The sequence below is a fragment of the Pseudomonas taiwanensis genome, from assembly GCF_013393345.1.
Classification (GTDB): Bacteria; Pseudomonadota; Gammaproteobacteria; order Pseudomonadales; family Pseudomonadaceae; genus Metapseudomonas; species Metapseudomonas resinovorans_C.
Window position 1 is genome coordinate 43,217 of record NZ_QJRF01000067.1, and the last position, 22,156, is coordinate 65,372.

Annotated in this window: 23 protein-coding genes; 14 read left to right on the top strand and 9 right to left on the bottom strand. The window is 64.8% G+C overall.

What is annotated here, in order from left to right; all coding sequences use genetic code 11:
• Positions 1-433: 433 nt before the first annotated feature.
• A complete protein-coding gene (locus DM872_RS19620; protein WP_179061039.1) occupies positions 434-1,591 on the bottom strand; it encodes a 2-aminoethylphosphonate--pyruvate transaminase in 1,158 nt (385 codons plus the stop codon).
• A 130-nt stretch (positions 1,592-1,721) separates the two neighbouring features.
• Between DM872_RS19620 and DM872_RS19625 the strand changes: the two genes are divergently transcribed.
• From DM872_RS19625 to DM872_RS19640, 4 genes are all read left to right on the top strand, one after another.
• Positions 1,722-2,594, top strand: a complete 873-nt coding sequence (locus DM872_RS19625; protein ID WP_179061040.1) for a LysR substrate-binding domain-containing protein — start codon at positions 1,722-1,724, stop codon at positions 2,592-2,594.
• A 201-nt stretch (positions 2,595-2,795) separates the two neighbouring features.
• The gene (mpl, locus tag DM872_RS19630) at positions 2,796-4,148 is read left to right on the top strand and encodes a UDP-N-acetylmuramate:L-alanyl-gamma-D-glutamyl-meso-diaminopimelate ligase (protein ID WP_179061041.1); all 1,353 of its coding nucleotides are present in this window, start codon (positions 2,796-2,798) and stop codon (positions 4,146-4,148) included.
• Between the two features lie 4 nt (positions 4,149-4,152).
• Positions 4,153-4,782, top strand: coding sequence for a flavin prenyltransferase UbiX (gene ubiX / locus DM872_RS19635; protein ID WP_016490716.1), 630 nt, complete (start codon positions 4,153-4,155; stop codon positions 4,780-4,782).
• Positions 4,775-5,065, top strand: a complete 291-nt coding sequence (locus DM872_RS19640) for a YceK/YidQ family lipoprotein (RefSeq protein ID WP_179061042.1) — start codon at positions 4,775-4,777, stop codon at positions 5,063-5,065. Before ubiX ends, DM872_RS19640 begins: the two co-directional genes overlap by 8 nt.
• 359 nt (positions 5,066-5,424) lie before the next feature.
• Here the strand turns inward: DM872_RS19640 and DM872_RS19645 are convergent, their stop codons facing one another.
• The 5 genes from DM872_RS19645 to DM872_RS19665 form a co-directional block, all read right to left on the bottom strand.
• Positions 5,425-5,907 (bottom strand): YbaK/EbsC family protein, encoded by a 483-nt coding sequence (locus DM872_RS19645; RefSeq protein ID WP_179061043.1) that lies wholly within the window; start codon positions 5,905-5,907, stop codon positions 5,425-5,427.
• A gap of 52 nt (positions 5,908-5,959) precedes the next feature.
• A complete protein-coding gene (locus tag DM872_RS19650; RefSeq protein WP_179061044.1) occupies positions 5,960-6,571 on the bottom strand; it encodes a class I SAM-dependent methyltransferase in 612 nt (203 codons plus the stop codon).
• 97 nt (positions 6,572-6,668) lie between these two features.
• On the bottom strand, positions 6,669-7,310 hold the full coding sequence (locus tag DM872_RS19655; protein WP_179061045.1) for an oxidoreductase: 642 nt from the start codon (positions 7,308-7,310) through the stop codon (positions 6,669-6,671).
• 28 nt (positions 7,311-7,338) lie between these two features.
• Entirely contained in the window at positions 7,339-9,066 is a 1,728-nt protein-coding gene (locus DM872_RS19660) for a C13 family peptidase (protein ID WP_179061046.1), read from the bottom strand.
• Between the two features lie 87 nt (positions 9,067-9,153).
• Positions 9,154-9,609, bottom strand: a complete 456-nt coding sequence (locus DM872_RS19665) for a MaoC family dehydratase (RefSeq protein ID WP_077525225.1) — start codon at positions 9,607-9,609, stop codon at positions 9,154-9,156.
• 215 nt (positions 9,610-9,824) lie between these two features.
• On the opposite strand from DM872_RS19665, the gene DM872_RS19670 reads away from it, so the two are divergent.
• From DM872_RS19670 to DM872_RS19680, 3 genes are read left to right on the top strand one after another with little or no spacing between them, the layout of a single operon-like run.
• Positions 9,825-10,187: a CidA/LrgA family protein gene (locus tag DM872_RS19670; RefSeq protein ID WP_179061047.1), complete on the top strand. Its 363-nt coding sequence runs from the start codon at positions 9,825-9,827 to the stop codon at positions 10,185-10,187.
• Positions 10,184-10,900, top strand: a complete 717-nt coding sequence (locus DM872_RS19675) for an LrgB family protein (RefSeq protein WP_179061048.1) — start codon at positions 10,184-10,186, stop codon at positions 10,898-10,900. The genes DM872_RS19670 and DM872_RS19675 overlap by 4 nt, the downstream gene beginning before the upstream one ends.
• A 9-nt stretch (positions 10,901-10,909) precedes the next feature.
• On the top strand, positions 10,910-11,506 hold the full coding sequence (locus DM872_RS19680; protein WP_179061049.1) for an LON peptidase substrate-binding domain-containing protein: 597 nt from the start codon (positions 10,910-10,912) through the stop codon (positions 11,504-11,506).
• Between the two features lie 27 nt (positions 11,507-11,533).
• On the opposite strand, the gene DM872_RS19685 is transcribed toward DM872_RS19680, so the two are convergent.
• Both DM872_RS19685 and DM872_RS19690 read right to left on the bottom strand, forming a co-directional pair.
• The gene (locus tag DM872_RS19685) at positions 11,534-12,850 is read right to left on the bottom strand and encodes a bifunctional DedA family/phosphatase PAP2 family protein (RefSeq protein WP_179061050.1); all 1,317 of its coding nucleotides are present in this window, start codon (positions 12,848-12,850) and stop codon (positions 11,534-11,536) included.
• The gene (locus tag DM872_RS19690) at positions 12,847-13,557 is read right to left on the bottom strand and encodes a DNA-3-methyladenine glycosylase (RefSeq protein ID WP_179061051.1); all 711 of its coding nucleotides are present in this window, start codon (positions 13,555-13,557) and stop codon (positions 12,847-12,849) included. The genes DM872_RS19685 and DM872_RS19690 overlap by 4 nt, the downstream gene beginning before the upstream one ends.
• A gap of 115 nt (positions 13,558-13,672) precedes the next feature.
• Between DM872_RS19690 and DM872_RS19695 the strand changes: the two genes are divergently transcribed.
• Entirely contained in the window at positions 13,673-14,518 is an 846-nt protein-coding gene (locus DM872_RS19695) for a class I SAM-dependent methyltransferase (RefSeq protein WP_179061052.1), read from the top strand.
• A gap of 294 nt (positions 14,519-14,812) precedes the next feature.
• Here the strand turns inward: DM872_RS19695 and DM872_RS19700 are convergent, their stop codons facing one another.
• A complete protein-coding gene (locus DM872_RS19700; protein WP_179061053.1) occupies positions 14,813-16,042 on the bottom strand; it encodes an alpha/beta fold hydrolase in 1,230 nt (409 codons plus the stop codon).
• A gap of 272 nt (positions 16,043-16,314) precedes the next feature.
• Between DM872_RS19700 and DM872_RS19705 the strand changes: the two genes are divergently transcribed.
• The 6 genes from DM872_RS19705 to rodA are packed head-to-tail and all read left to right on the top strand — an operon-like array spanning position 16,315 to position 22,130.
• The gene (locus DM872_RS19705) at positions 16,315-17,580 is read left to right on the top strand and encodes a glutamate-5-semialdehyde dehydrogenase (RefSeq protein ID WP_179061054.1); all 1,266 of its coding nucleotides are present in this window, start codon (positions 16,315-16,317) and stop codon (positions 17,578-17,580) included.
• Positions 17,580-18,224: a nicotinate-nucleotide adenylyltransferase gene (nadD, locus tag DM872_RS19710; RefSeq protein WP_077525216.1), complete on the top strand. Its 645-nt coding sequence runs from the start codon at positions 17,580-17,582 to the stop codon at positions 18,222-18,224. Before DM872_RS19705 ends, nadD begins: the two co-directional genes overlap by 1 nt.
• A gap of 22 nt (positions 18,225-18,246) precedes the next feature.
• Complete coding sequence (gene rsfS, locus DM872_RS19715) at positions 18,247-18,600, top strand: ribosome silencing factor (protein WP_077525215.1); 354 nt, start codon at positions 18,247-18,249, stop codon at positions 18,598-18,600.
• A 12-nt stretch (positions 18,601-18,612) separates the two neighbouring features.
• A complete protein-coding gene (gene rlmH / locus DM872_RS19720; protein WP_044872302.1) occupies positions 18,613-19,080 on the top strand; it encodes a 23S rRNA (pseudouridine(1915)-N(3))-methyltransferase RlmH in 468 nt (155 codons plus the stop codon).
• 9 nt (positions 19,081-19,089) lie between these two features.
• Complete coding sequence (gene mrdA / locus DM872_RS19725; RefSeq protein ID WP_179061055.1) at positions 19,090-20,988, top strand: penicillin-binding protein 2; 1,899 nt, start codon at positions 19,090-19,092, stop codon at positions 20,986-20,988.
• Positions 20,985-22,130, top strand: a complete 1,146-nt coding sequence (rodA, locus tag DM872_RS19730; protein ID WP_179061056.1) for a rod shape-determining protein RodA — start codon at positions 20,985-20,987, stop codon at positions 22,128-22,130. The genes mrdA and rodA overlap by 4 nt, the downstream gene beginning before the upstream one ends.
• Positions 22,131-22,156 lie beyond the last annotated feature (26 nt).

Sequence of the window (22,156 nt, forward strand, 5' to 3'; positions counted from 1 at the left end):
CTGACCCCGTGTGGGTATGCCGGACAGTGCAAATAGGGAGGTTGTTGTTGTTTTGCTGCTGGGCTGTCTAAACGCACGACCTTGGTCAGATGGCAGCGGTCGTGGCGTCAGGCTGGTGAATGAGATTCGGCGTTGGTCTTGGCTCCTGCCCGGCGTGGCCGAGCGGTCGGTTTACTACGGAAATGTTTCAGAAAAAGGTCACCGCACCACGGCCCCGCTACCCGCAGCGGGAACCGTCTCAGGACGGTGGGTGACCTGGAATGGGCTACCTCTCGACTCAGGCAGCCGCACCAGGGCCTGTGATAGCTGCTGCACTCGCTCATGCTGCGTTGAAAACGCCCTCAAATTGCTCATTTACAGCTCGTAAACTGCGCATTCTCGGCCGCTTTCGCCTTGCCTGAGCTTCGCTCGCGACGCTCTCACAGGCCCCGGATTACTCGATCTCCACGCCCATCGCTTCCAGGGAGTCGGCGATGGCGCGCAGCAGTTGGCGGACGATGTGTTCGTCGATCTGGCCGATGCAGCCGATGCGGAAGCTCTCGGCGACGGTCAGCTTGCCGGGGTAGATGACGAAGCTGCGGGCCTTCAGCTCCTCGTAGAAGCGCTTGAACTCGAAGTTCGGGTGCTCCGGGCTGAAGAACGTGGTGATGATCGGCGACAGCCACTGGTCTTCCAGCAGGGTCTTGAAGCCGATTTCGCGCATGCCGGCGACCAGCACGTCGCGGTTGCGGCTGTAGCGCGCCAGGCGGCCCGGAACGCCACCTTCGGCAGCGTGTTGTTCCAGCGCCGCGCGGAAGGCCACCACGCTGTGGGTCGGCGGGGTGAAGCGCCACTGGCCGGTGCGCTCCATGTAGAGCCACTGCTCGTAGATATCCAGGGCGAGGGAGTGGGCGCGGCCCTTGGCGGCTTCCAACACCGAGCGACGGATGATCACGAAGCCGAAGCCGGGGATGCCCTCGATGCATTTGTTGGCCGAGGACACCAGCACGTCGAAGGCGATTTCATTCACGGTCAGCGGTACGGCGCCGAAGGAGCTCATGGCGTCGACGATCAGGCTCTTGCCGTGGGCCTTCACCACATCGGCGATTGCGCGCAGCGGGTTGAGGATGCCGGAGCTGGTTTCGCAGTGGACCAGGAAGACGTTGGTGACGTCCGGGTTGGCCTTCAGCAGGGCGGCGACTTCATCCGGTTGCGGCGGCAGGTAGTCGCCCTTGTCCAGGGTGATGTAGGCGCGGCCGAGGTAGTCCAGGGTCTTGGCGGCGCGCTGGCCGTAGGCACCGTTCATCAGGATCAGGCATTTGCCGTCGCGTGGGATGGCGGTGGCCAGGGCGGCTTCCACGGAGAAGCTGCCGCTGCCTTGCAGAGGGACGCAGGCGAAGCTGTCGTCCTGCACGCCGGCCATGGAGAGCAGTTCCTGGCGCACTTCGGCAGTCACCAGGTTGAAGGCGCCGTCCCATGAGCCCCAGTCACGCAGCATGGCTTCCTTGGTGGCCTTGGAGGTGGTCAGCGGGCCGGGCGTCAGCAGGTAGGGCTCGCCGAGGGCAGGGGCTGCCAGCGGTTGGGTGTTAGTGGGGAATTCGGCTTTGGTCATGGTCGTCTCCAGCGTTGTTCTGGTGAGGGCGCGTTGCGATGGAGAGATAAAACCAATTCCCTAGAAATAAAAAAAATCGATTTATAGTATTTCAAAAATAAGTTGAGCTTATTTATCGAGGAGCAGGCGAATGGCGGTTTCCCAGGCCCAGCTGAAGGCCTTCCACGCCGTGGCGGTGCACGGCAATTTCACCCGTGCGGCCGAGGCGCTTTTCCTCAGCCAGCCGGCGGTTTCCGACCAGGTGCGCAAGCTGGAGGAGCGCTTCGGCATCCTGCTGTTCCACCGCAACAAGCGCTCGGTGCAACTGACCGACCTGGGCGAGCGCCTCCTGACCATCACTCAGCGGCTGTTCGCCGCCGAGGCCGAAGCACAGGAGCTGCTGTCCACTTCGCGTGCACTGGAGACCGGTAGCCTGACCCTGGCGGTGGATTCGCCGGTGCACCTGCTGGGGCACATCGCGCGCTTTTGCGAACGCTATCCGGGGATCCGCGTCAGCCTGGTCACCGGCAACAGCGACGAATGCCTGCGTCGCTTGCAGGAGTACAAGGCGGACTTCGCCCTGCTGGGCCGCGTGGTGGAAGACGACAGCCTGATCACCCACGTGCTCAGCGCCGATCCGCTGGTGGCCTTCGTGGCCCACTCGCACCCCTGGGCGGCGCGTAAGTCGATCGTCCTCGCCGATCTGGAAGACATGCCAATGGTGTTGCGGGAGCGCGGCTCCATGACCCGGCAGATACTCGAGGAAGAGATGCGCCGCGCCGGTATCGCCATCCGCCCGGCCATTGAGGTAGAGGGCCGCGAGGCGACTTTCGAGATGGTCGCGGCGGGCCTGGGCGTGGGGCTGGTTTCGGCGGCCGAGGTGGGTGCCAGCGCCAACGTGCATGTGCTGCCGATCCGCGACTGCCTGCAGCGCATGACGGAGACGCTGGTGTGCCTGCGGGAGCAGGGTTCGCGGCGCATCATCGAGACCTTTTTCGACATCGTGCGGTCGAACGGCGGCTAGCTGGTTCGCTCTTTCCTTGTAGGGGCGAATTCATTCGCCAAGGACCGCATAGCGGTCCCTAGGGCGGGCGTGGCAGTCCTTCGGCCTGCTTGGCGAATGAATTCGCCCCTACACCAGTCTCCTGGGGCTCCCAGAGGGGCCGCTGTGCTAACCTGCGACAAGTTTTTTCCGGGCCGGGGCGGCCCGTTTCAGAGGTCATCCATGCATATCCACATCCTCGGCATCTGCGGCACCTTCATGGGTTCGCTGGCGGTGCTGGCCAAGGAACTTGGCCACCGTGTCACCGGCTCCGACGCCAACGTCTACCCGCCCATGAGCACCCAGCTGGAAGCCCAGGGGATCGAGCTGATGCAGGGGTACGAGCCCGCCCATCTGGAGCCCGCTCCAGACCTGGTGGTCGTCGGTAATGCCTTGTCCCGTGGCAACCCCGCCGTCGAGTACGTACTGAACAAGGGCCTGCCCTACGTCTCCGGCCCGCAGTGGCTGGCCGATCATGTGCTGCAAGGCCGTTGGGTGCTGGCAGTGGCCGGCACCCATGGCAAGACCACCACCACCAGCATGCTGGCCTGGGTGCTGGAACATGCCGGCATGAGCCCGGGCTTCCTGATCGGCGGCGTACCGCAGAACTTCGGTGTGTCGGCCCGACTGGGCGGCACGCCTTTCTTTGTGGTGGAGGCAGACGAGTACGACAGCGCCTTCTTCGACAAGCGCTCCAAGTTCGTCCACTACCGCCCGCGCACCGCCATCCTCAATAACCTCGAGTTCGATCACGCGGACATCTTCCCCGACCTCGCTGCCATCGAGCGTCAATTCCATCATCTGGTACGGACCATTCCCGGCGAGGGTCTGGTCATCCATCCGACGTCCGAAACCGCGCTCAAGCGCGTGCTGGACATGGGTTGCTGGACCCCGGTGCAGGCCACCGGTGAAGGCGGTCAATGGCAGGCTCGGTTGCTGGCCGAAGACGGCTCGCGTTTCGACGTGCTGTTCGAAGGTCAGGTCGCCGGCACCGTGGACTGGGAACTGACTGGCCAGCACAACGTCGCCAATGCCCTCGCCACCCTGGCTGCGGCCCGCCATGTTGGCGTGGTTCCGGAGCTGGGTGTCGCTGCGCTGTCGGTCTTCAAGAGCGTCAAGCGGCGCATGGAGAAGGTGGCCGAGGTGAAGGGCGTGACCATCTACGACGATTTCGCCCACCACCCGACTGCCATCGCCACCACCCTCGACGGCCTGCGCAAGCGCGTGGGCGACGCCCCGGTGATCGCGGTGATCGAGCCGCGCTCCAACTCCATGAAGCTCGGCGCCCACCGCGATGGTCTGCCGGATTCGGTGAAGCTGGCCGATCAGGTGTTCTGGTACGCGCCGCCGAATCTCGGCTGGGATCTGGCGGCCACAGTCGCCGGCTCCACTGTGCCGACCCAGGTGTGCGAATCCCTGGAGTCCATCATCGAGGGGGTGAAGGCCATCGCCGCGCCCGGCACCCAGGTGGTGATCATGAGCAACGGCGGTTTCGGCGGCCTGCACGGCAAGCTGGCTTCGGCCCTGGCGGAGTGAGGCGATGAACGGACCGTCCCGCATCACCCTGGCAATGACGGGCGCCTCCGGCGCCCAGTACGGCCTGCGTCTGCTGGATTGCCTGATCCAGGAAGACCGCGAGGTGCACTTCCTGATCTCGAAGGCCGCGCAGTTGGTGATGGCCACCGAAACCGATGTCACCCTGCCGGCCAAGCCCCAGGCCATGCAGGCCTTCCTCAGCGAGTACACCGGTGCCGCACCGGGCCAGATTCGCTGCTATGGCAAGGAAGACTGGATGTCTCCAGTGGCTTCCGGCTCTGGCGCGCCGGCGGCGATGGTGGTGGTGCCCTGTTCCACCGGAACCCTCTCGGCCATTGCCACCGGTGCCTGCAACAACCTGATCGAGCGCGCCGCTGATGTGACCCTGAAGGAGCGTCGCCAGCTGATCCTGGTGCCGCGCGAGGCGCCGTACTCCAGCATTCACCTGGAGAACATGCTCAAGCTGTCCAACCTCGGCGCGGTGATTGTGCCGGCCTCGCCGGGCTTCTATCACCAGCCGCAGACCATCGATGACCTGGTCGACTTCGTGGTGGCGCGAATCCTCAACCTGCTGGATATCCCCCAGGACATGCTGCCGCGTTGGGGCGAACACCATCAGGGCGTCGATGACTAAACCCTTCGCCGTTATCGCGTTGGCGCTGAGCCTCCTGCAAGGCTGCGCCAGTGTCTGGACGCTCAATGCCGCCAAGCCGGGCGCGCCGATCATCTATTCCGGCACCCGTCTGGACTGGTATTCGCTCAATGGTGGCTGCTGCCCCACGGACCGCTTCGGCGTCGAGCCGCCGGCCTATCCGGCATTGGACCTGCCCGCCAGTGCATTGCTGGACACGCTGCTGCTGCCCTTCGCAGTGGCGGCGGAGTTGGGTGTGAGTCTGGGGGTAACGGGCGGGTATTGAATCGCCTTGTAGGAGCCAGCTTGCTGGCGAAGAGGGGGCATTCGCTGGCAAGCCAGCTCCTACAGGGCGCATGTGCATTTGCTCATGGCGCGATGAATTTCTGTAGGAGCCAGCTTGCTGGCGAAGAGGGGTCATTCGCTGGCAAGCCAGCTCCTACAGGGTGCATGTGCATTGCCTTATGGAGCGATGAATTCCTGTAGGAGCCAGCTTGCTGGCGAAGAGGGGGCATTCGCTGGCAAGCCAGCTCCTACGGGGTGCATGTGCATTGCCATATGGATCGATGAATTCCTGTAGGAGCCAGCTTGCTGGCGAAGAGGGGTCATTCGCTGGCAAGCCAGCTCCTACAGGGCGTATCCCAATCAGCCGTGCATTTCCTCTGCCGGCTCCTGGCACACATCCACCCATTTCGCTTCCACCAGCTCGGCCATGTAGGCCGGGGTGATGCGCACTGCGCTGTGGACGGCACCTGCCGCTGGCACCACTTCATCGAAGGCTTGCAGGGATCGGTCGCAGTAAACCGGAAGTGGGGTGGCCAGGCCGAATGGACAAACCCCGCCCACTGGATGACTGGTCAGGGCTTCCACCGTTTCGGCATCCAGCATCTTGGCTTTGGCGCCGAAGGTTTCCTTGAACTTGCGGTTGTCGATGCGGGCGTCGCCACGCGCCACCACCAGCACGGCATCTTCGCCTACGCGAAAGGCCAGGGTCTTGGCGATGCGGCCCGGCTCGACGCCATGGGCTTCAGCCGCCAGGGCGACGGTGGCGGTGCTGGTCTGCAATTCGATGATGTCTATTTCCGGCGCCTTCCCGGCGAAGAAGGCTCGGACCGATTCGAGGCTCATGGGGCGATCCCTGTGGATAAAGGACGAATCCTTGTTCAGCCGCAAGCCGGCGTCAATCCGCCCAGCCGCGGTAGACGAAGGTCATGGGTTTCGGGCCGGGCAGGTAGCTGCTGTGCAGCTCGCCAATGTTGAAGCCGCCGGTTTCGATCAGGCGCGGGATGTCGCGATCGAGGTGACAGCCGCCGGCCAGCGGTTTCCACAACGGGGTGAGCCGGTGCTGCCAGCGCACCACGGACAGGTCTGGCGCCAGGCCGTGTTCGGCGAAATGCAGGCGTCCGCCGGGCTTGAGTACGCGACGCATTTCACGCAGGGCGGCGATGGCGTCCGGAATGGTGCAGAGGGTGAAGGTGCAGACGATGCTGTCGAAGCTGGCGTCGGCAGCCTGGATCTCGCCGAGCTCCAGCGCAATGGTGTCCACGGGGATCGCGATGGCTTCGGCGCGTCGGCGCGCCAGGGCCTGCATCTGTGCAGCGGGGTCGACACCGGTGACGCGGCTGACACGGGAAGAATCGTAGAACGCAAGGTTGAGCCCGGTGCCGATGCCGATTTCCAGCACCTGGCCTTCAGCCTGGGGCACGACCAGGGAACGGGTCTTCATCACATGCCCCATGCCGCAGGCGAAGTCGATCAGGTGGGGCAGGATGTGGCGATCATAGAAGCCCATGCTGGCTGTCTCCGGCGAAGGACGCCGTCCACCTTAGCAGGGGCGAATCGCAAGGGCGCGGGGATTTCGGCCATTGGCGGGCGTGCTCCCGCCGTTGTCAGCGCCCAAGGCGGCGCAGGTCGTCCGACTCGATAATGCGAACGCCGTCTTCCTCCTCCAGCGCCAGGCGCCAGAGTGCGCGGGCCAGGGTGCAGACGTCGATGCCGCGGAACTTGCCCGGCAGCCAGCGCATGAAAGCGGCGGCCAGGCGTTCGCCGAAGCGGAACTCGCTGCGTGGCCCGATCAGCAGCGACGGGCGGGCAATGGTCAGTTGCGGCCAGTCCATCGCCTTGAGGGCTTCCTCCATCTCGCCCTTGACCTTGTTGTAGAAGATCGAGGATGCGCGGTTGGCACCCAGTGCGCTGATCACGATGAAGTGCCGGGCGCCCAGTTCGCGGGCGCGTTGGGCGAACGCCAGGACCAGGTCCAGGTCCACTGCGCGGAAGGCCTCCTGGGAGCCGGCCTGGCGGATGGTGCTGCCCAGGCAGCAGAAGGCGACGTCGACCTGTCCCTGCAGTTGCGGCAGCAATTCGGGCAGCGGACCGACGGGGTTCAGCAGGTGTGGATGTTCGGCCAGCGGGCGCCGGGTCGGGGCCAGGACACGGGCTACCGTGGGTTCGTTGAGCAGGCGGTCGAGCAGGTGCTCGCCGGTCAATCCAGTGGCGCCGGCGAGCAGTATGTGCTGGGGCGTCAGATGCATGCTGTTTCTCCGCTGATACACGCTGAGCTTAGTGGCTAAGCGCGGTTTTGTCGGGGTCCTCGGCGCTCTGTGCGGTCAGGGCCTGTTCCGCCTGGTGTTCGCGGAGTGCCCGCCAGCGCGTGGTGACACCCTTGGGCGCCCAGATCTGCGGTTCCGAGGCCTCGAAGTCGTCGGCCTTCTCGCGTTCGGCGACTTTCTCCCGGGCGATGCCGAATGCGCGTTCCAGATCGTCGGTTTCGCTGAAGGCGTCAGCGAACAGCGCTCGGCCGAAGTAGGTGAAGTCATTCTCCTCGGAGCAGCCGAAGGAGACGCGATCGGTACGCGCAGCCGTCATGATCAGCGTTCTGTCGTCCTTGAGCGGTGGAATGAATCCGCCGGAGTAGCAGGCGGAGATCACCAGCACCTTGTACCTGTCCTTGAGAGGAGTGAGCAGGTCCGCAAGTTCCTGTGCCGGCAGGTGACCCAACTGAAGGCCGGGTTGCTCCAGGGCCAGTTCGTGGGTCGGTGAGCCGTGGCTGGTGAGGTAGATGAACACCAGGTCTTCCGGGCCGCTGCGCCTGGCGACGGCCTTGATGGCACGGGACAGGCTTTCGCGGGTGGCCAGCGGACGGTCGGCCATGTGTTCACGGTGGTTGACCAGGGTGAGCTGACCGTGGGCGCCGAAGCGTTCGGCCAGGAGTCTGGAGACGTAATCCGCTTCACGCAGGAATACGCTCTGGCGGCCGTCGCCGGCGACAGTTATGGAGTAAAGTTCCACCTCGTGGGTGGAGACCGGCAGGGCATCGATGGCCTGCTCGAGCAGGTGACCCTGGGCCAGCAGGCCGATTTCCAGTGGGTCGGGCAGGGCCTTGCCCTTTTCGTCGCGGATGCGGACCCCGTCCTGCCAGGTGCCGGTTTCCTGCTTGCCATCCGATCGCGTCAGGCTGCCAGTGCCGCTGTAGAGCCCGTCGCTGAAGTTCCCCTGGTAACGGCTGCCGTCGGCCAGCGAAAGGATGCCTTCGCCCTGGTAGCGCCAGTGCCGGAAGTGCCCCACGTAGTGGCTGCCGTCGGCGCCTGTGAATTCGCCCTGGCCAATCAGGTTGCCTTCCTTGAAGGTCCCACTCCAGACATCGTCGTCACCACTAGTGAAGCGCCCCTTGCCGTCGAAAAGGCTGTTGCGGAACTCACCGATATAACTGGAGCCGTCCTGCCCCTGATAGGCCCCTTGGCCCACCAGCTGGCCGCGTTTGAAACGTCCGCTGAAACGGTTGCCGGCTTCATCGGTGCGGACGCCTTCGCCCTCTGGCTGGCCGGCCTTGAAGAGCCCCTGGTAATTGCTGCCGTCGGTCCATTCGAGGATGCCGAAGCCCTGGTATTTGTCGTTGTGGAACTGGCCGCGATAGGTGACCTCGCCTTGGCGCAGGGTGCCTTCGCCGTGGAACTGGTTCTGGGCGAAGCCGCCTTCGTAGGTCGTGCCGTTTCCGTATGCGAGGCGGCCCTGGCCATGGAACAGGCCCGCCTTGAATTCGCCGATGTAGACCAGGCCGCTGGGGCCATGCCATTCACCCTGGCCCTCCGGCTGGCCATCCTTGAACTGACCTTCGAACCAGGTGCCATTGTTGTAGTCGAGACGGCCCGGTCCCTGCAGCAGGCCATCGACCAGTTCGCCGCGGTAGCGGGAACCATCCGGCAGGCGGGCGTCCGGCGGTGTCAGGGGTTCGCCCTCACCGCAGGCTGCGAGCAGGATGGCGAGGGTCAGGGGCAGAAACGGCTTCATCGGCGTGCTTGTCCTAATCGGCATCTGCCTTTCAGTGTGGCGCAAAAAAGCCCGCTATTGCGGGCTTTTTTGGCGGCGAGGAGCGGCTCAGACGAAGCAGAGGCTGAGGGACTCGGCGATGTACGCGGGCTTCTGCTGGCCTTCGATCTCCAGGGTGCAAAGGGCCTTGATCAGCCACTGGCCGGGGTTCTTCTCGTTGACGTCGATGACCTTCACGGCCAGGCGCACACGGGAGTCGACCTTGACCGGCTGGATGAAACGCACGCTGTCGAGACCGTAGTTGACCACCATCTTCGCGCCTTCGGGCAGGACCAGCAGGCCGTCGATCAGCTTCGGAATCAGCGACAGGCTGAGGAAGCCATGGGCGATGGTGGAGCCGAAGGGCGTCTGCTTGGCGCGCTCCGGGTCGACATGGATGAACTGGTGGTCTTCGGTGCATTCGGCGAACTGGTTGATACGGTTCTGGTCGATGCTTATCCAGTCCGAGTGGCCGAGTTCCTTGCCAACGTAGTTCTTCAGTTCCGCTACTGGTACGAACGCCATTACGTCATCCTCCGTGGATGCAGTGTTGTAATTCTTATTGATTCGGGGGTGAGCCCGGTCTTGCATGCAGCGCTTAGATCATCATGCCGGACCCGTCGGGTCAAGACGCCATGCCCCCTGCGAATGGCGGGTTATAGCGAGGCGTCGGGCGAGCCTATAATGCCCCCGTCCCGGCCGAGGCCCTGCCTGGCCGGACCTGACCCGTGGAGAATTTCATGCTGTTGCGCGGACTGACCTGGCTGGTGCTGTTCCAGCTGATCGGTAGCGGGCTCAATGCCCTGTTCCTGTCCATGCTGCCCGGGCCCATCATCGGCCTGGTGCTGCTCTTCCTCTATCTGCTGGCGCGTGGCGAAGTAAGCGAGCCGCTGAGCCTGGCCGCCAGCAGCCTGCTGCGCTACCTGCCACTGCTGCTGGTGCCTCCGGCAGTGGGCGTGATGGTTTATGCGCAGGCCATCTGGGCGGACTTCTGGGCCATCGTCGGCGCGCTGGTGCTGTCCCTGTTGGCGACCTTCCTCTTCTCTGGCTGGCTGATGCAGAAGCTCATCGATCGACAGGCGAATCGCCGGGAGGACACATGAGCCTCGACTGGCAAGCCGCGATACAAGCGATCGTGCATCACCCGCTGTTCGGCTTCGGCATGACCCTGGCGGCCTATCAATTGGCCTTGGCGGCCTACGAGAAGACCCGCTGGGTATTCCTCCAGCCGGTGCTGCTGTCCATGCTGCTGCTGATCGGCGTGTTGCTGGCCTTCGGTATCACCTACCAGGAGTACCGCCAGAGCACGCAATTGCTGACGGTCTTCCTCGGTCCGGCCACTGTCGCGCTGGCCGTACCGCTCTTCCTCAACCTGCGGCGAATTCGCCAGCTGTTCTGGCCGACCCTGCTGACACTGGTGTTCGGTGGGCTCTTCGCTACGCTGTCGGTAGCTGTACTGGGCTGGTGGTTCGGCACCGAGCGCATGGTCCTGATGACGTTGTTGCCGAAGTCGGTGACCTCGCCCATCGCCATGCTGGTGGCCGAGCAGCTTGGCGGCGTGGCAGCCCTGGCGGCGGTGTTCGTGCTGATCACCGGCGTGCTCGGCGCCATTCTCGGTCCGGAGCTGCTGCGCCGCTGCGGTGTCCGTCACCCGGCGGCACAGGGCATGGCCCTGGGACTCACCGCTCACGCCGTGGGCACCGCGCGGGCTTTGCAGGAAGGCGAGGAGTGCGGTGCGTTCGCCGCCCTGGCGATGAGCCTCATGGGTGTCGCCACAGCGGTGCTGCTGCCGCTCGCCGTTGCCATGATTGCTTGAGGTCGATGCATGAAGTTGCCGCTGTTTCCGCTCAACACCGTGCTGTTTCCGGGTTGCACGCTGGACTTGCAGATATTCGAGGCGCGCTACCTGGACATGCTGGGGCGCTGCATGAAGCAGGGCGAAGGCTTCGGCGTGGTCTGCATTCTCGAGGGCCAGGAAGTGGGCGAGGCGGCCAGTCGCTTCGCCGCCATCGGTTGCGAGGCGCTGATCCGCGACTGGCAGCAGCGTCCCAACGGTTTGCTGGGCATCCGCGTGGAAGGTGGGCGGCGCTTCCATGTGAGCAAGGCGGAAGTGCTGCGCGACCAACTGACCCTCGCTGAAGTCGAATGGCTGGCCGATGAGCCTGAGCGCCCCCTGCGCGGGGAGCATGCTGATCTGGCCGCATTGCTCAACGCCCTGGCCGAGCACCCCATGGTCCAGGGGCTGGGCATGGGCGGCGTGGTGGAGGGGCAGCAGGCGCTGGCGAATCAGCTGTCCTACCTGCTGCCGTTCCACATCAAGGAAAAGATCCACCTGCTGACCTTGAGCGATCCTGACGAACGTCTGGATTTCCTCCAGGGCCTGCTCGATCAGCTGCAGGGCGAGGGCGAATCCATCGCCTGATATTTCCTGTCGGGCCTGATGCAGCAGCTAGTAGCTGTAACGCGCCAGCGCTTCCGGCAGGGCCCAGGTGGCGACGCCGCCGAGCAGGGCCAGGCAGGCCGGCAGGATCAGCACCCACACCCTCGCACTCATCGCAGTCAGTGGCGCCGCACGCTGCATCAGCGCGAGGCCGGCCGCCGAGATGCCGCCCGCCAGCAAGGCGCCAGCGAGGATGTCGGTGGGCCAGTGCACGCCGAGGTAGACCCGCGACAGGGCAATGGCCAGGGCCGGCAAGCAGGCCAGCAGCAACCATGTCAGGCGCAGGCGCCCCGGTTGGCCGCGCCCGGCAAGAATCCCCAGTACCAGGAAGAACGCGAAGGCCGCGGAGCTGTGGCCGCTGGGGAAACTGAACGTGGTCAGCGGCTCGACCAGAACCTCGGGACGTGCGCGTGCGTAGAGGTGCTTGAGGCCGGTATTGGCCAGCCCCGTGATCAGCAGCGTGCCGATGGCAAAGCAGGTGGGGCGCCACTGGCGCAGTAGCAGCAACAGGGCGCCGAGCAGCGCGCCGGCGAGCAACTGGGTCTCGAAGTCGCCGACACGAGTGACCAGCACCATCCAATGATCGAAGCCGTCCCGGCGCTGCTCCTGAACCAGCGCCATCAGTCCCTGGTCCAGGGCCTGCAAGTGGGGCCAGCCGATCAACAGCGCCCCCAGGGCTGCCAGGCACAGTCCGGCCGCCAATGGGTTGGCCGAGCGTTTCTCACGGAGCGTGCTGTGGATGATCAGGCCCAGTATGGCGACGACCACGACTATCACGACCCCGGCTTCGCTCCAGAAGCCATCCGGCAGCGGCAGGCGCAGTGCCGCGCCGGTGGCCCAGCCGGGAACCAGGTAGGCCACGGCCCAGCCGGCGGCTGCCAGCATGCTGACGGCGACGAAGCGCGGGAAGGGCATGTCGAGCATGCCCGCCACCATCGGCAGCATGGGGCGCAGCGGGCCGATGTAGCGACCCACCAGCAGGCTGGCGATGCCATAGCGCTGGAAGTAGTTTTCAGCGCCGGTGATCCATTCGGGGTGGTCGCGCAGCAAGGGCAGGCGGCGGATGTTCTGGTGGAAGCGTCGCCCCAGTCCGTAGGAGATCATGTCGCCCACCAGCCCGCCGCAGTAGGCCAGGAGCAAGGTCTGCCAGAGTTCCAGTGCGCCGCTGCCGGCCATCACGCCGACGGCGAACAGCAGCGCCACGCCCGGTACAACGATGCCGGCGATGGCCAGGCATTCGATGCAGGCGATCAGGAAGATGGCCAGGCCCAACCATTCCGGGTTGGCGCCAAGCCAGGCGGTGACCTGGTCGAACCATTGACTCATGCGGGTGTGTCCTCGATCAGCGTGTAGTCGAATCCTTCGACCTGCCCGCGGCGCAGCGGGTTGCGTGTGCAATGGCGAGCATAGGCGGCATCGACGAAGCGGTAAGGCAGGTGTTCATCGCGGCCGTGGGGGATGCCCAGGCGCGCGGTCTGGATGATGCAGGCGGGACGTTCGTCGACGTCTTCGACGAACAGGCGCTGCCAGTCGAAGCGCTGGCCGTCCCAGTCAGGCACTTTCAGGCCAAGGGATTTGCACAGCAGCGTCTGGCCGGCGCAGAGCCGTTCGGTGGGGCGGGGCTGGCCCTGGGCGTCGGGGTTGTTGCGTTGCATGGCTGTCAGGGCGTCGGCGGAAGAGATGGCGTCCACCCAGGGATGCCCGGACTTGATCAGTACCGCGTTGCCGGCGCCGTGGGCGCTGAAGTTCAGCGAGTCACCGCCACGGGAGTAGTACATATAGATGTGCCCGCCATCGAGAAACAGCGCGCGGCGCTTGTGCGTGTAGCCGAGGGACGCGTGGCTGCCCTTGTCCACCAGGTAATAGGCCTCAGTCTCGATGATGCGGGCAGATAGCCAGCGGTCGCCTGCCCGGTGGCGGATCACCTTGCCCAGCAGCTCGCGGGCCACCAGTTGGGCGTCGCGGTCGAAAAAGGCATCGGTCAGCGGGCGGGCACCCGGCCAGGGCAAACTAAGGATGGGATCGCAGGACATGGGGCTGTCGCAGGGTTACGGGTCGGAATAGGCTCGCGATTATACGGAAGCATGCTGAGCCGAAGCTGAACGCCGGCGTCGGAATCGTCACGCAAAATAACAAGAGCCCGTTGCCATGTCCCGAGCTGCCCGTCTCGACAGTGCCCACATCACCCCCAGTGCGCACTACACCGGTTACGTCTGGTATCGCCACCAGCTTGCCGAAGCCCCCTTCGTTACGCCCTTCGGACGCTTCGCCCACGGCGTGCTGGCGCCAGTGAGCTGGGGCGCGCGGGTGGCCTTCGGGCTGGATGTCGAGCGCTTCCTGTTGCAGCGCCATCTGTTGATCGATGCGCTGTTGAGCGAGGCCATCGAGCGGCGCGGGGTACGCCAGGTCGTGGAGATTGCCTGCGGTCTGTCGCCCCGGGGACGGCGCTTCTGTTCCCGCTATCCGGAGCTGCGTTACCTGGAGGCCGACCTGCCGCCCATGGCTGCACGCAAGCGGCTGCTGCTCCATGAAGAGGGCTGGCTGGGCGCGCGGCATCAGGTGCGTCCTGTGGATATCCTCGCCGATCAGGGCGCGAACGACTTGCAGGCGCTCTTTTCCGGGCTGGATCACGAAGCGCCAGTGCTGGTGATCACCGAAGGGTTGGTGAACTACTTCGAACTGCCGGTGATAGAAGCCTTCTGGAGCCGGTTGGCGGACCAGCTGAAACAGTTCCCGGCCGCCACCTACCTCACTGATCTCTATCCCGACCTGCACGAGCATCCACGCTATCGCCAGTTGCGCTGGGGCATCGATCTGGTTGGGCGGCTGACCCGAGGCCGCTATTACCTGCATTACCGGGGAGACGACGCCATCGTTTCGGGCTTTGAAGGCTGCGGCTTTGGAGAAGTCCGGGTGCATGACCCGAAGGAACTCGAGTCGGCGCTGGCGGATGCCGGGCCGGCGCTGGTGAGGGTGGTGGAGGGACGAGTGTGATGGCTGGAGGGCGGATTCATTTGAACTCGGGAAACCACGTCCTGAGGGTGTGGTCATGAGTTATCGGGTCTGCCTGTGACGATCGAAATGCTCCGATGGGCAGGTTGAAGTCGCATTTTCTGTAGGAGCGAGCTTGCTCGCGAACAGCCCGGGCGAGATCTTTTCGCGAGCAAGCTCGCTCCTACACGTTACCCGAGCCGGAATATCGGCGTGCAGGCAGGCTGGGGTCGCTCCGCGTCCCATAGCGAATGAATTCGCCCCCACAAGAGCAAGCCAAAGGCGACTTCCCTGTCGTCACGCGTTAACCACCGCGCGCGGCTCGGCCTGCACCATCTGCGCTGCCAGGGCGTCGCTGGCCTGAGCATCGGTGTGGGGGAAGACCAGGGCGAGGCAATCGCCCTCATGGCGCAAGGGCAGGACATCCAGTTCCGGCAGATCGCCGGCCTGCAGGCGCCATCCACGCGAGGGCAGCGCGCTCGGCAGGTTGCCGGCCAGCAGGCCGCCGAAGAAGCCCAGTTCGTTGACTTCCACCGGCCACTCACCTGCTTCGTCGTGAAGCAGCCGGCCGCGCCGGTTCAATGGGGCCAGGCGCGGTTCCTGCCGTCGTTCCAGGCGGTCCAGACGATTGCGGGCAAGGCGCGTGGCGCCAGGGGCGGCAAGGGGCAGGGCGCTACCGAGGAGGAACGGACGGTAGAAGCTGGCGCAGGCCTCACGCTGTTCGAACTGGGCGAGGTGATCGCCATTGTGGATAAGTGCGCAGTCGGCATCGGTGCAGGCAGCGGCGAAGCCCGCATGCTCCCAGGGCTGGGTGAAGTGATCGAACTCGCCGGCCAGCACCAGGGTGGGGCAAGCCGGGTGGCGCGCGAAGCCTTGGAAATCCAGCAGGCGTTGGCTGTTTTGCCGGTATCGTTCGAGTTCCTGCGGGGAAAGACGCTGCATCTGTCGCAAAAGTGCCTTGCGAAAGACCAGTGAGATGCCGGTTTCCTCCAGACGCAGGGGATTGATCAGGCCGGTCAGTGCGCCTTGGACGAAGCGCTGGACCTGGCCTTCGGCTAGCAGGTCCAGGCTTTCTTCCAGCATGCGGCGGGCGCCGGGGCGGCCGAACGCGGTGATTCCAGCGAGCAGCAGGCGTGCGCAATGTCGTGGATGGCGAACCGCGAACAGGGCCGCCAGGGCGGAGCCATAGGACAGGCCGATGGGGATCAACGGTGGTAGCCGGAGTTCTTCGGCAAAAGCGGCGATCAGGTCAGCCAGCTGTTCGAGCGAAAGTTCGGGCGCCAGTTGCAGGTTGCCGCCCTGGCTCGGGAGATCGAGCAGGATCACCGGGTGGCGGGGCAACAGCTCCTGCACCTCGGAGACGAAAGAGCGGAAACTCTGGAAGGCGCCGCCAAGCATCAGGACCGGCTCGCGAGTGTCTTCGGCGTGCTGGGAGAAGGCCTGGTAGTGCAGGGTCCAGGGGCCGACCTGGAGGATGCGGGGCGCATCGTTCAGGTGCTGGGGGGCGAAGTCGGTCTGGTAACGCATGGCGGATTCTCCGGCGCCGGGGGCGCTTCTTGTTCTTCTGCGACGACTGCGATTGGAAGGTAAACAGCGGAGACACTTTTGTTTACCCAACCTTCGGGCGGGCGCGGTGGCCGGGTGTCACCGTCCAGGCCGCGGCCCGCCTGGGCCGAGGTTTGCGTCGTTACCGAAAAAGGCCCGTGGAATGGCCTGTCTACCATCCGCCCGGCGCCGCTGGGCGCGAGCGAGCGCGGCCGCTATAATCAGCCGCTTTCCTTTCGCCAGAACCCGAGACCATGACCGAGTCCGTTCTCGATTACATGACCCGCCTTGGCCGCGCCGCACGCGCCGCCTCGCGTGTGGCCGCCCGTGCCAGCACCGCGCAGAAGAACCGCGCCCTGCTGGCTGCCGCCGATGCCCTGGATGCAGCTCGTGCCGAGCTGTCCACCGCCAATGAGCAGGACCTGGCCAATGGCCGGGCCAATGGCCTCGAGCCAGCCATGCTCGATCGCCTGGCACTCACCCCGGCGCGCATCGACGACATGATCGAGGGCCTGCGTCAGGTCGCCACCCTGCCGGACCCCATCGGCGAGATCCGCGACATGCGCTACCTGCCGTCCGGTATCCAGGTGGGCAAGATGCGCGTGCCGCTGGGTGTGATCGGGATCATCTACGAATCGCGGCCGAACGTGACCATCGATGCCGCCAGCCTTTGCCTGAAGTCCGGCAACGCCACCATCCTGCGCGGCGGTTCCGAGGCCATTCATTCCAACCAGGCCATCGCCCGCTGCATCCAGACGGGCCTGGCCGAAGCCGGTCTGCCGAGCGAGCTGGTGCAAGTGGTGGAAACCACCGACCGTGCCGCCGTAGGCGCGCTGATCAGCATGCCGGAGTTCGTCGACGTGATCGTCCCGCGCGGCGGCAAGGGCCTGATCGAGCGCATCAGCCGCGAGGCCAAGGTGCCGGTGATCAAGCACCTGGACGGCATCTGCCACGTCTACATTGACGTTGCCGCCGACCTGGACAAAGCGATCCGCGTGGCCGACAACGCCAAGACCCAGCGCTATGCGCCGTGCAACACCATGGAAACCCTGCTGGTGCACGAGGCTATCGCCGCCCGCGTATTGCCGCCCCTGGCCGCCATCTATCGCGACAAGGGTGTGGAGTTGCGCGGCGACGCCGCCACCCGCGCCCTGCTGGGCAAGGACGTGTTGGAGGCGACCGAAGAAGATTGGCGCACCGAGTACAACGCGCCGATCCTCTCGATCCGCATCGTCGACGGCCTGGACCAGGCCATCGAGCACATCAATGCCTATGGCTCGCAACACACCGACGCGATCATCACCGAGAACTTCAGTGATGCCCGGCGCTTCATCACCGAAGTGGATTCCGCTTCGGTGATGGTCAACGCCTCGACCCGCTTCGCTGATGGTTTCGAGTACGGCCTGGGCGCGGAGATCGGCATCTCCACCGACAAGCTGCACGCTCGTGGTCCGGTCGGTCTGGAAGGCCTGACCAGCGAGAAGTACGTGGTCTTCGGCGACGGTCACGTACGCACCTGATGGGCAAGCGCATCGGTCTCTTCGGCGGCACGTTCGATCCTGTGCACATCGGTCATCTGCGCAGTGCCGTCGAGGTGGCCGAGCAGTTCGGCTTCGACGAGCTGCGCCTGATTCCAAGTGCACGGCCGCCGCACCGCGACAGCCCGCGAGTGTCCGCTGCGCAGCGTCTGGAAATGGTGCGGCTGGCCGTGGCCGGAGTAGCGCCGCTGGTGGTGGATGACCGTGAGCTCAAGCGCGAGCGGCCGTCCTGGACCATCGAGACGCTGGAGTCCCTGCGTGCCGAATTGGACGCCGATGACCAGTTGTTCCTGCTGGTCGGCTGGGATGCCTTCTGTGGACTGCCGAGCTGGCATCGCTGGAGCGAGCTGCTCGACCACTGCCACATCCTGGTCCTGCAACGTCCGGATGCCGACAGCGAGGCTCCGGAAGACCTGCGTGACCTGTTGGCGGCGCGTAGCGCCGTCGACCCGCAATCCCTACAGGGGCCGGCCGGGCAGATAGCCTTCGTCTGGCAGACCCCCTTGGCAATTTCCGCCACCCAGATTCGCCAATTGCTGGGGGAGGGGCGCTCGGCGCGCTTTCTCGTGCCCGACGCCGTATTGGCCTATATCCATGCGCACGACCTTTACCGTGCGCCGAACTGATTCACTGAGGTAGTTGAACCCGATGCAAAACGAAGAACTCGTCAAGGTCGCCATCGCGGCCCTGGAAGACCTGAAAGGTCAGGAAATCACCACCATCGACGTACGCGGCAAGACCAGCATCACCGACTTCATGGTGATTGCCAGCGGCACCTCCGGCCGTCACGTCAAATCCATGGCCGAGAACGTGCTGGAGAAGGTCAAGGAGCAAGGCGTGCGTCCCCTGGGCAGCGAAGGCCTGGACGGCGGCGAGTGGGCCCTGCTGGACCTGGGCGATGTCGTGGTGCATGTGATGCAAGTCGCCACCCGCCAGTTCTACGATCTGGAGCGCCTGTGGCAGGGCGCTGAGCAGAGCCGCGCGCACCACAGCCACGAGTAAGCGGGGCGTCCCTTGCGTCTACGTCTGATCGCTGTTGGCACGCGGATGCCGCGCTGGGTGGAAGAGGGTTGGCACGAGTACGTCAAGCGCCTGCCTTCCGAGCTCAGCCTGGAACTGGTGGAAATTCCCCTGACCACGCGTGGCAAGAATGCCGACGTGGCGCGGATGATCCGCCAGGAGGGCGAGGCCATGCTGGCCAAGGTCCAGCCGGGGGAACGCATCGTGACCCTGGAAGTCCAAGGTCGGCCGTGGAGCACTGAGCAGCTGGCCGCCGAGCTGGACCGCTGGCGTCTCGATTCGCGCACCGTCAACCTCATGGTCGGCGGCCCGGAAGGGCTGGCGCCGGAGGTTTGCGCGCGCAGCGAGCAGCGTTGGTCGCTGTCGCCGCTGACCTTGCCGCACCCGCTGGTTCGCATCCTCATCGGCGAGCAGATCTACCGCGCCTGGACAGTGCTGTCCGGCCATCCTTATCACAAGTAAGCCCTGTCCATGCCGCAGCCGATTCGCCTGAAAGACCATGAGAAGGACGCCCGCCTGGTGCGTCGGCGCGTGGTCGTGGGCGCGGTGGCGGTGCTGCTGCTGACTTGCGTGCTGATCGCCCGGCTCTATTACCTGCAGGTGATCCAGTACGAGTACCACTCGACGCTGTCCGAGAACAATCGCGTCCATGTGCAGCCGATTCCGCCCACTCGCGGGCTGATCTTCGACCGCAATGGCGTGATCATCGCGGACAACCGGCCCAGCTTCAGCCTCAGCGTCACGCGCGAACGGGCTGCCGACTGGGAGAAAACCCTCGACGTGATAGTCGAGGTGCTGCAACTGACGCCGGATGATCGCGCACTGTTCGAGAAGCGCATGCGGCAAGGGCGTCGGCCCTTCGAGCCGGTTCCCATCCTGTTCGAGCTGACCGAAGAGCAGATCGCCCGCGTGGCGGTGAACCAGTTCCGCCTGCCTGGCGTGGACGTCGTGGCGCAGTTGGTGCGCCACTATCCGCAGGGCGCGCATTTTGCCCATTCCGTGGGTTATGTCGGCCGGATCAACGAGAAAGAGCTCAAGCAGCTCGATCCGGTGAACTACAGCGGCACCCACCACATCGGCAAGACCGGCATCGAGCGTTTCTACGAAGACCAGTTGCACGGCGAAGTGGGTTACGAAGAAGTCGAGACCAACGCCCGTGGCCGCGTGCTGCGCGTGCTCAAGCGGACGGACCCGAAACCCGGCAAAGACCTCGTGCTGACCCTCGATGTCCGTCTGCAGGAAGCAGCCGAGCAGGCACTGGCAGGTCGGCGTGGCGCCATCGTCGCCATCGAACCGTCCTCTGGCGATGTACTGGCGATGGTCAGCCAGCCCAGCTTCGACCCCAACCCCTTCGTCACCGGCATCAGCTTCAAGGCCTACGCCGAGTTGCGTGACTCCATCGATCGGCCGCTCTACAACCGCGTTTTGCGCGGTCTGTACCCGCCAGGCTCGACGATCAAACCGATGGTGGCGGTGTCCGGCCTGGACGCGGGCGTGGTGACGCCCGCCTCGCGCGTGTTCGACCCGGGCTTCTACCAACTGCCGAACTACGACCACAAGTACCGTAACTGGAACCGCAGTGGCGACGGCTGGGTGAACATGGAAACCGCGATCATGCGGTCAAATGACACCTACTTCTACGATCTTGCGCATAAAATGGGCATCGATCGCCTGCATGACTACATGAGCCGCTTCGGCTTCGGGCAACGTGTGGCCCTCGATATGTTCGAAGAGTCCCCCGGCCTGATGCCGTCGCGCGACTGGAAGCGTGCCCGTTATCGCCAGGCGTGGTATCCGGGCGAAACCCTCATTCTCGGCATTGGCCAGGGCTACATGCAGTCCACGCCGCTGCAGCTCGCCCAGGCCGTGGCGCTGATGGCCAACCGCGGCAAATGGATCCGTCCGCACCTGGCCAAGACCATCGAGGGACAGCCGCCGATCGACCCGAACCCGATGCCGGACATCACCCTGCGCGACCCGAAATACTGGGATGCCGGCCGCAATGGCATGGAGCAGGTGGTCCATGGTGCGCGGGGTACGGCGCACAAGGTCGGCGCGTCCTCTGTCTACCGTATCGCCGGCAAATCCGGTACCGCCCAGGTGGTGGCCATCAAGCAGGGCGAGAAGTACGACCGCTCCAAGGTGCAGGAGCGCCACCGTGACCATGCCCTGTTCGTCGCCTTCGCCCCGGCTGAAGATCCGAAGATCGCCGTGGCGGTGATGGTGGAGAACGGCGAATCCGGTTCGGGCGTTGCCGCACCTGTGGTCAAGCAGGTGATGGATGCCTGGCTCCTCGGCGAGGACGGCCAGTTGAAACCCGAGTTCCGGCCACCGCAACCGCTGGCCGAGCAGCAGAGCGCCATTCGATGAACAGCAACTTCGACCGCACCATCTCCCAGGAGGACGTGCTCAAGCGCCGCGCCACACTCCTGCAGCGTCTGCACATCGATGGTTGGCTGCTGCTGATCATCCTGATGCTCGCGGCCGGTAGCCTGTTCGTTCTCTATTCGGCAAGCGGCAAGCATTGGGACCTGTTGATGAAGCAGGCCAGCTCCTTCGGTCTGGGTATTGGCGCGATGATCGTCATCGCCCAGTTCGAGCCGCGCTTCATGGCCCGTTGGGTGCCCCTGGCCTACGTGGTCGGAGTCGCATTGCTGGGGGTTGTGGAAATCATGGGGCACACGGCGATGGGCGCCACCCGCTGGATCAACATCCCCGGCGTGATCCGCTTCCAGCCCTCGGAATTCATGAAGATCATCATGCCGGCGACCATCGCCTGGTACCTGTCGCGGCACAACCTTCCACCCAAGCTCAAGCACATCGCCATCAGCCTGGTGCTGATCCTGATGCCCTTCGTGTTGATCCTGAAGCAGCCCGACCTCGGCACCGCCTTGCTGATCCTGGCGTCCGGCGCCTTCGTGCTGTTCATGGCAGGCCTGCAATGGCGCTGGATCGCCGGCGCGGTGGCTGCGGTGGTGCCGGTGGCGGTGGCCATGTGGTACTTCGTGCTGCACGACTACCAGAAGCAGCGTGTACTGACCTTCCTCGATCCGGAGAGCGATCCGCTGGGCACCGGCTGGAACATCATCCAGTCCAAGGCGGCGATCGGTTCGGGCGGGGTGTTCGGCAAGGGCTGGCTGCTGGGCACTCAGTCGCACCTGGATTTTTTGCCCGAAAGCCACACGGACTTTATCATTGCCGTCCTCGGCGAAGAGTTCGGCCTGGTGGGCGCCTGCCTGCTGCTTCTGGTCTACCTGCTCCTGATCGGCCGTGGCCTGGTGATCACCGCCCAGGCGCAGACGCTGTTCGGCAAGTTGCTGGCAGGCAGTCTGACCATGACCTTCTTCGTATACGTGTTCGTCAACATCGGCATGGTCAGTGGACTGCTGCCGGTCGTGGGGGTGCCCCTGCCCTTCATTAGCTACGGCGGAACCCATCTGGTGACGCTGCTGTCAGGGTTTGGGGTGTTGATGGCGATCCATACCCATCGCAAATGGATCGCCCAGGTTTGAAACGAGTGAATGATTTGAAAGCACTG

What these genes read in the sequence shown, in the direction of transcription:
- DM872_RS19665 (WP_077525225.1), bottom strand. Translation starts at nt 9,609, where the DNA reads ATGGCGTTCGTACCAGTAGCGGAACTGAAGAACTACGTTGGCAAGGAA.
- DM872_RS19625 (WP_179061040.1), top strand. Translation starts at nt 1,722, where the DNA reads ATGGCGGTTTCCCAGGCCCAGCTGAAGGCCTTCCACGCCGTGGCGGTG.
- rsfS (WP_077525215.1), top strand. Translation starts at nt 18,247, where the DNA reads ATGCAAAACGAAGAACTCGTCAAGGTCGCCATCGCGGCCCTGGAAGAC.
- DM872_RS19655 (WP_179061045.1), bottom strand. Translation starts at nt 7,310, where the DNA reads ATGCATCTGACGCCCCAGCACATACTGCTCGCCGGCGCCACTGGATTG.
- DM872_RS19705 (WP_179061054.1), top strand. Translation starts at nt 16,315, where the DNA reads ATGACCGAGTCCGTTCTCGATTACATGACCCGCCTTGGCCGCGCCGCA.
- DM872_RS19670 (WP_179061047.1), top strand. Translation starts at nt 9,825, where the DNA reads ATGCTGTTGCGCGGACTGACCTGGCTGGTGCTGTTCCAGCTGATCGGT.
- DM872_RS19660 (WP_179061046.1), bottom strand. Translation starts at nt 9,066, where the DNA reads ATGAAGCCGTTTCTGCCCCTGACCCTCGCCATCCTGCTCGCAGCCTGC.
- mpl (WP_179061041.1), top strand. Translation starts at nt 2,796, where the DNA reads ATGCATATCCACATCCTCGGCATCTGCGGCACCTTCATGGGTTCGCTG.
- DM872_RS19690 (WP_179061051.1), bottom strand. Translation starts at nt 13,557, where the DNA reads ATGTCCTGCGATCCCATCCTTAGTTTGCCCTGGCCGGGTGCCCGCCCG.
- nadD (WP_077525216.1), top strand. Translation starts at nt 17,580, where the DNA reads ATGGGCAAGCGCATCGGTCTCTTCGGCGGCACGTTCGATCCTGTGCAC.
- DM872_RS19640 (WP_179061042.1), top strand. Translation starts at nt 4,775, where the DNA reads ATGACTAAACCCTTCGCCGTTATCGCGTTGGCGCTGAGCCTCCTGCAA.
- DM872_RS19675 (WP_179061048.1), top strand. Translation starts at nt 10,184, where the DNA reads ATGAGCCTCGACTGGCAAGCCGCGATACAAGCGATCGTGCATCACCCG.
- DM872_RS19700 (WP_179061053.1), bottom strand. Translation starts at nt 16,042, where the DNA reads ATGCGTTACCAGACCGACTTCGCCCCCCAGCACCTGAACGATGCGCCC.
- rodA (WP_179061056.1), top strand. Translation starts at nt 20,985, where the DNA reads ATGAACAGCAACTTCGACCGCACCATCTCCCAGGAGGACGTGCTCAAG.
- ubiX (WP_016490716.1), top strand. Translation starts at nt 4,153, where the DNA reads ATGAACGGACCGTCCCGCATCACCCTGGCAATGACGGGCGCCTCCGGC.
- DM872_RS19645 (WP_179061043.1), bottom strand. Translation starts at nt 5,907, where the DNA reads ATGAGCCTCGAATCGGTCCGAGCCTTCTTCGCCGGGAAGGCGCCGGAA.
- DM872_RS19680 (WP_179061049.1), top strand. Translation starts at nt 10,910, where the DNA reads ATGAAGTTGCCGCTGTTTCCGCTCAACACCGTGCTGTTTCCGGGTTGC.
- DM872_RS19650 (WP_179061044.1), bottom strand. Translation starts at nt 6,571, where the DNA reads ATGGGCTTCTATGATCGCCACATCCTGCCCCACCTGATCGACTTCGCC.
- DM872_RS19620 (WP_179061039.1), bottom strand. Translation starts at nt 1,591, where the DNA reads ATGACCAAAGCCGAATTCCCCACTAACACCCAACCGCTGGCAGCCCCT.
- DM872_RS19685 (WP_179061050.1), bottom strand. Translation starts at nt 12,850, where the DNA reads ATGAGTCAATGGTTCGACCAGGTCACCGCCTGGCTTGGCGCCAACCCG.
- DM872_RS19695 (WP_179061052.1), top strand. Translation starts at nt 13,673, where the DNA reads ATGTCCCGAGCTGCCCGTCTCGACAGTGCCCACATCACCCCCAGTGCG.
- mrdA (WP_179061055.1), top strand. Translation starts at nt 19,090, where the DNA reads ATGCCGCAGCCGATTCGCCTGAAAGACCATGAGAAGGACGCCCGCCTG.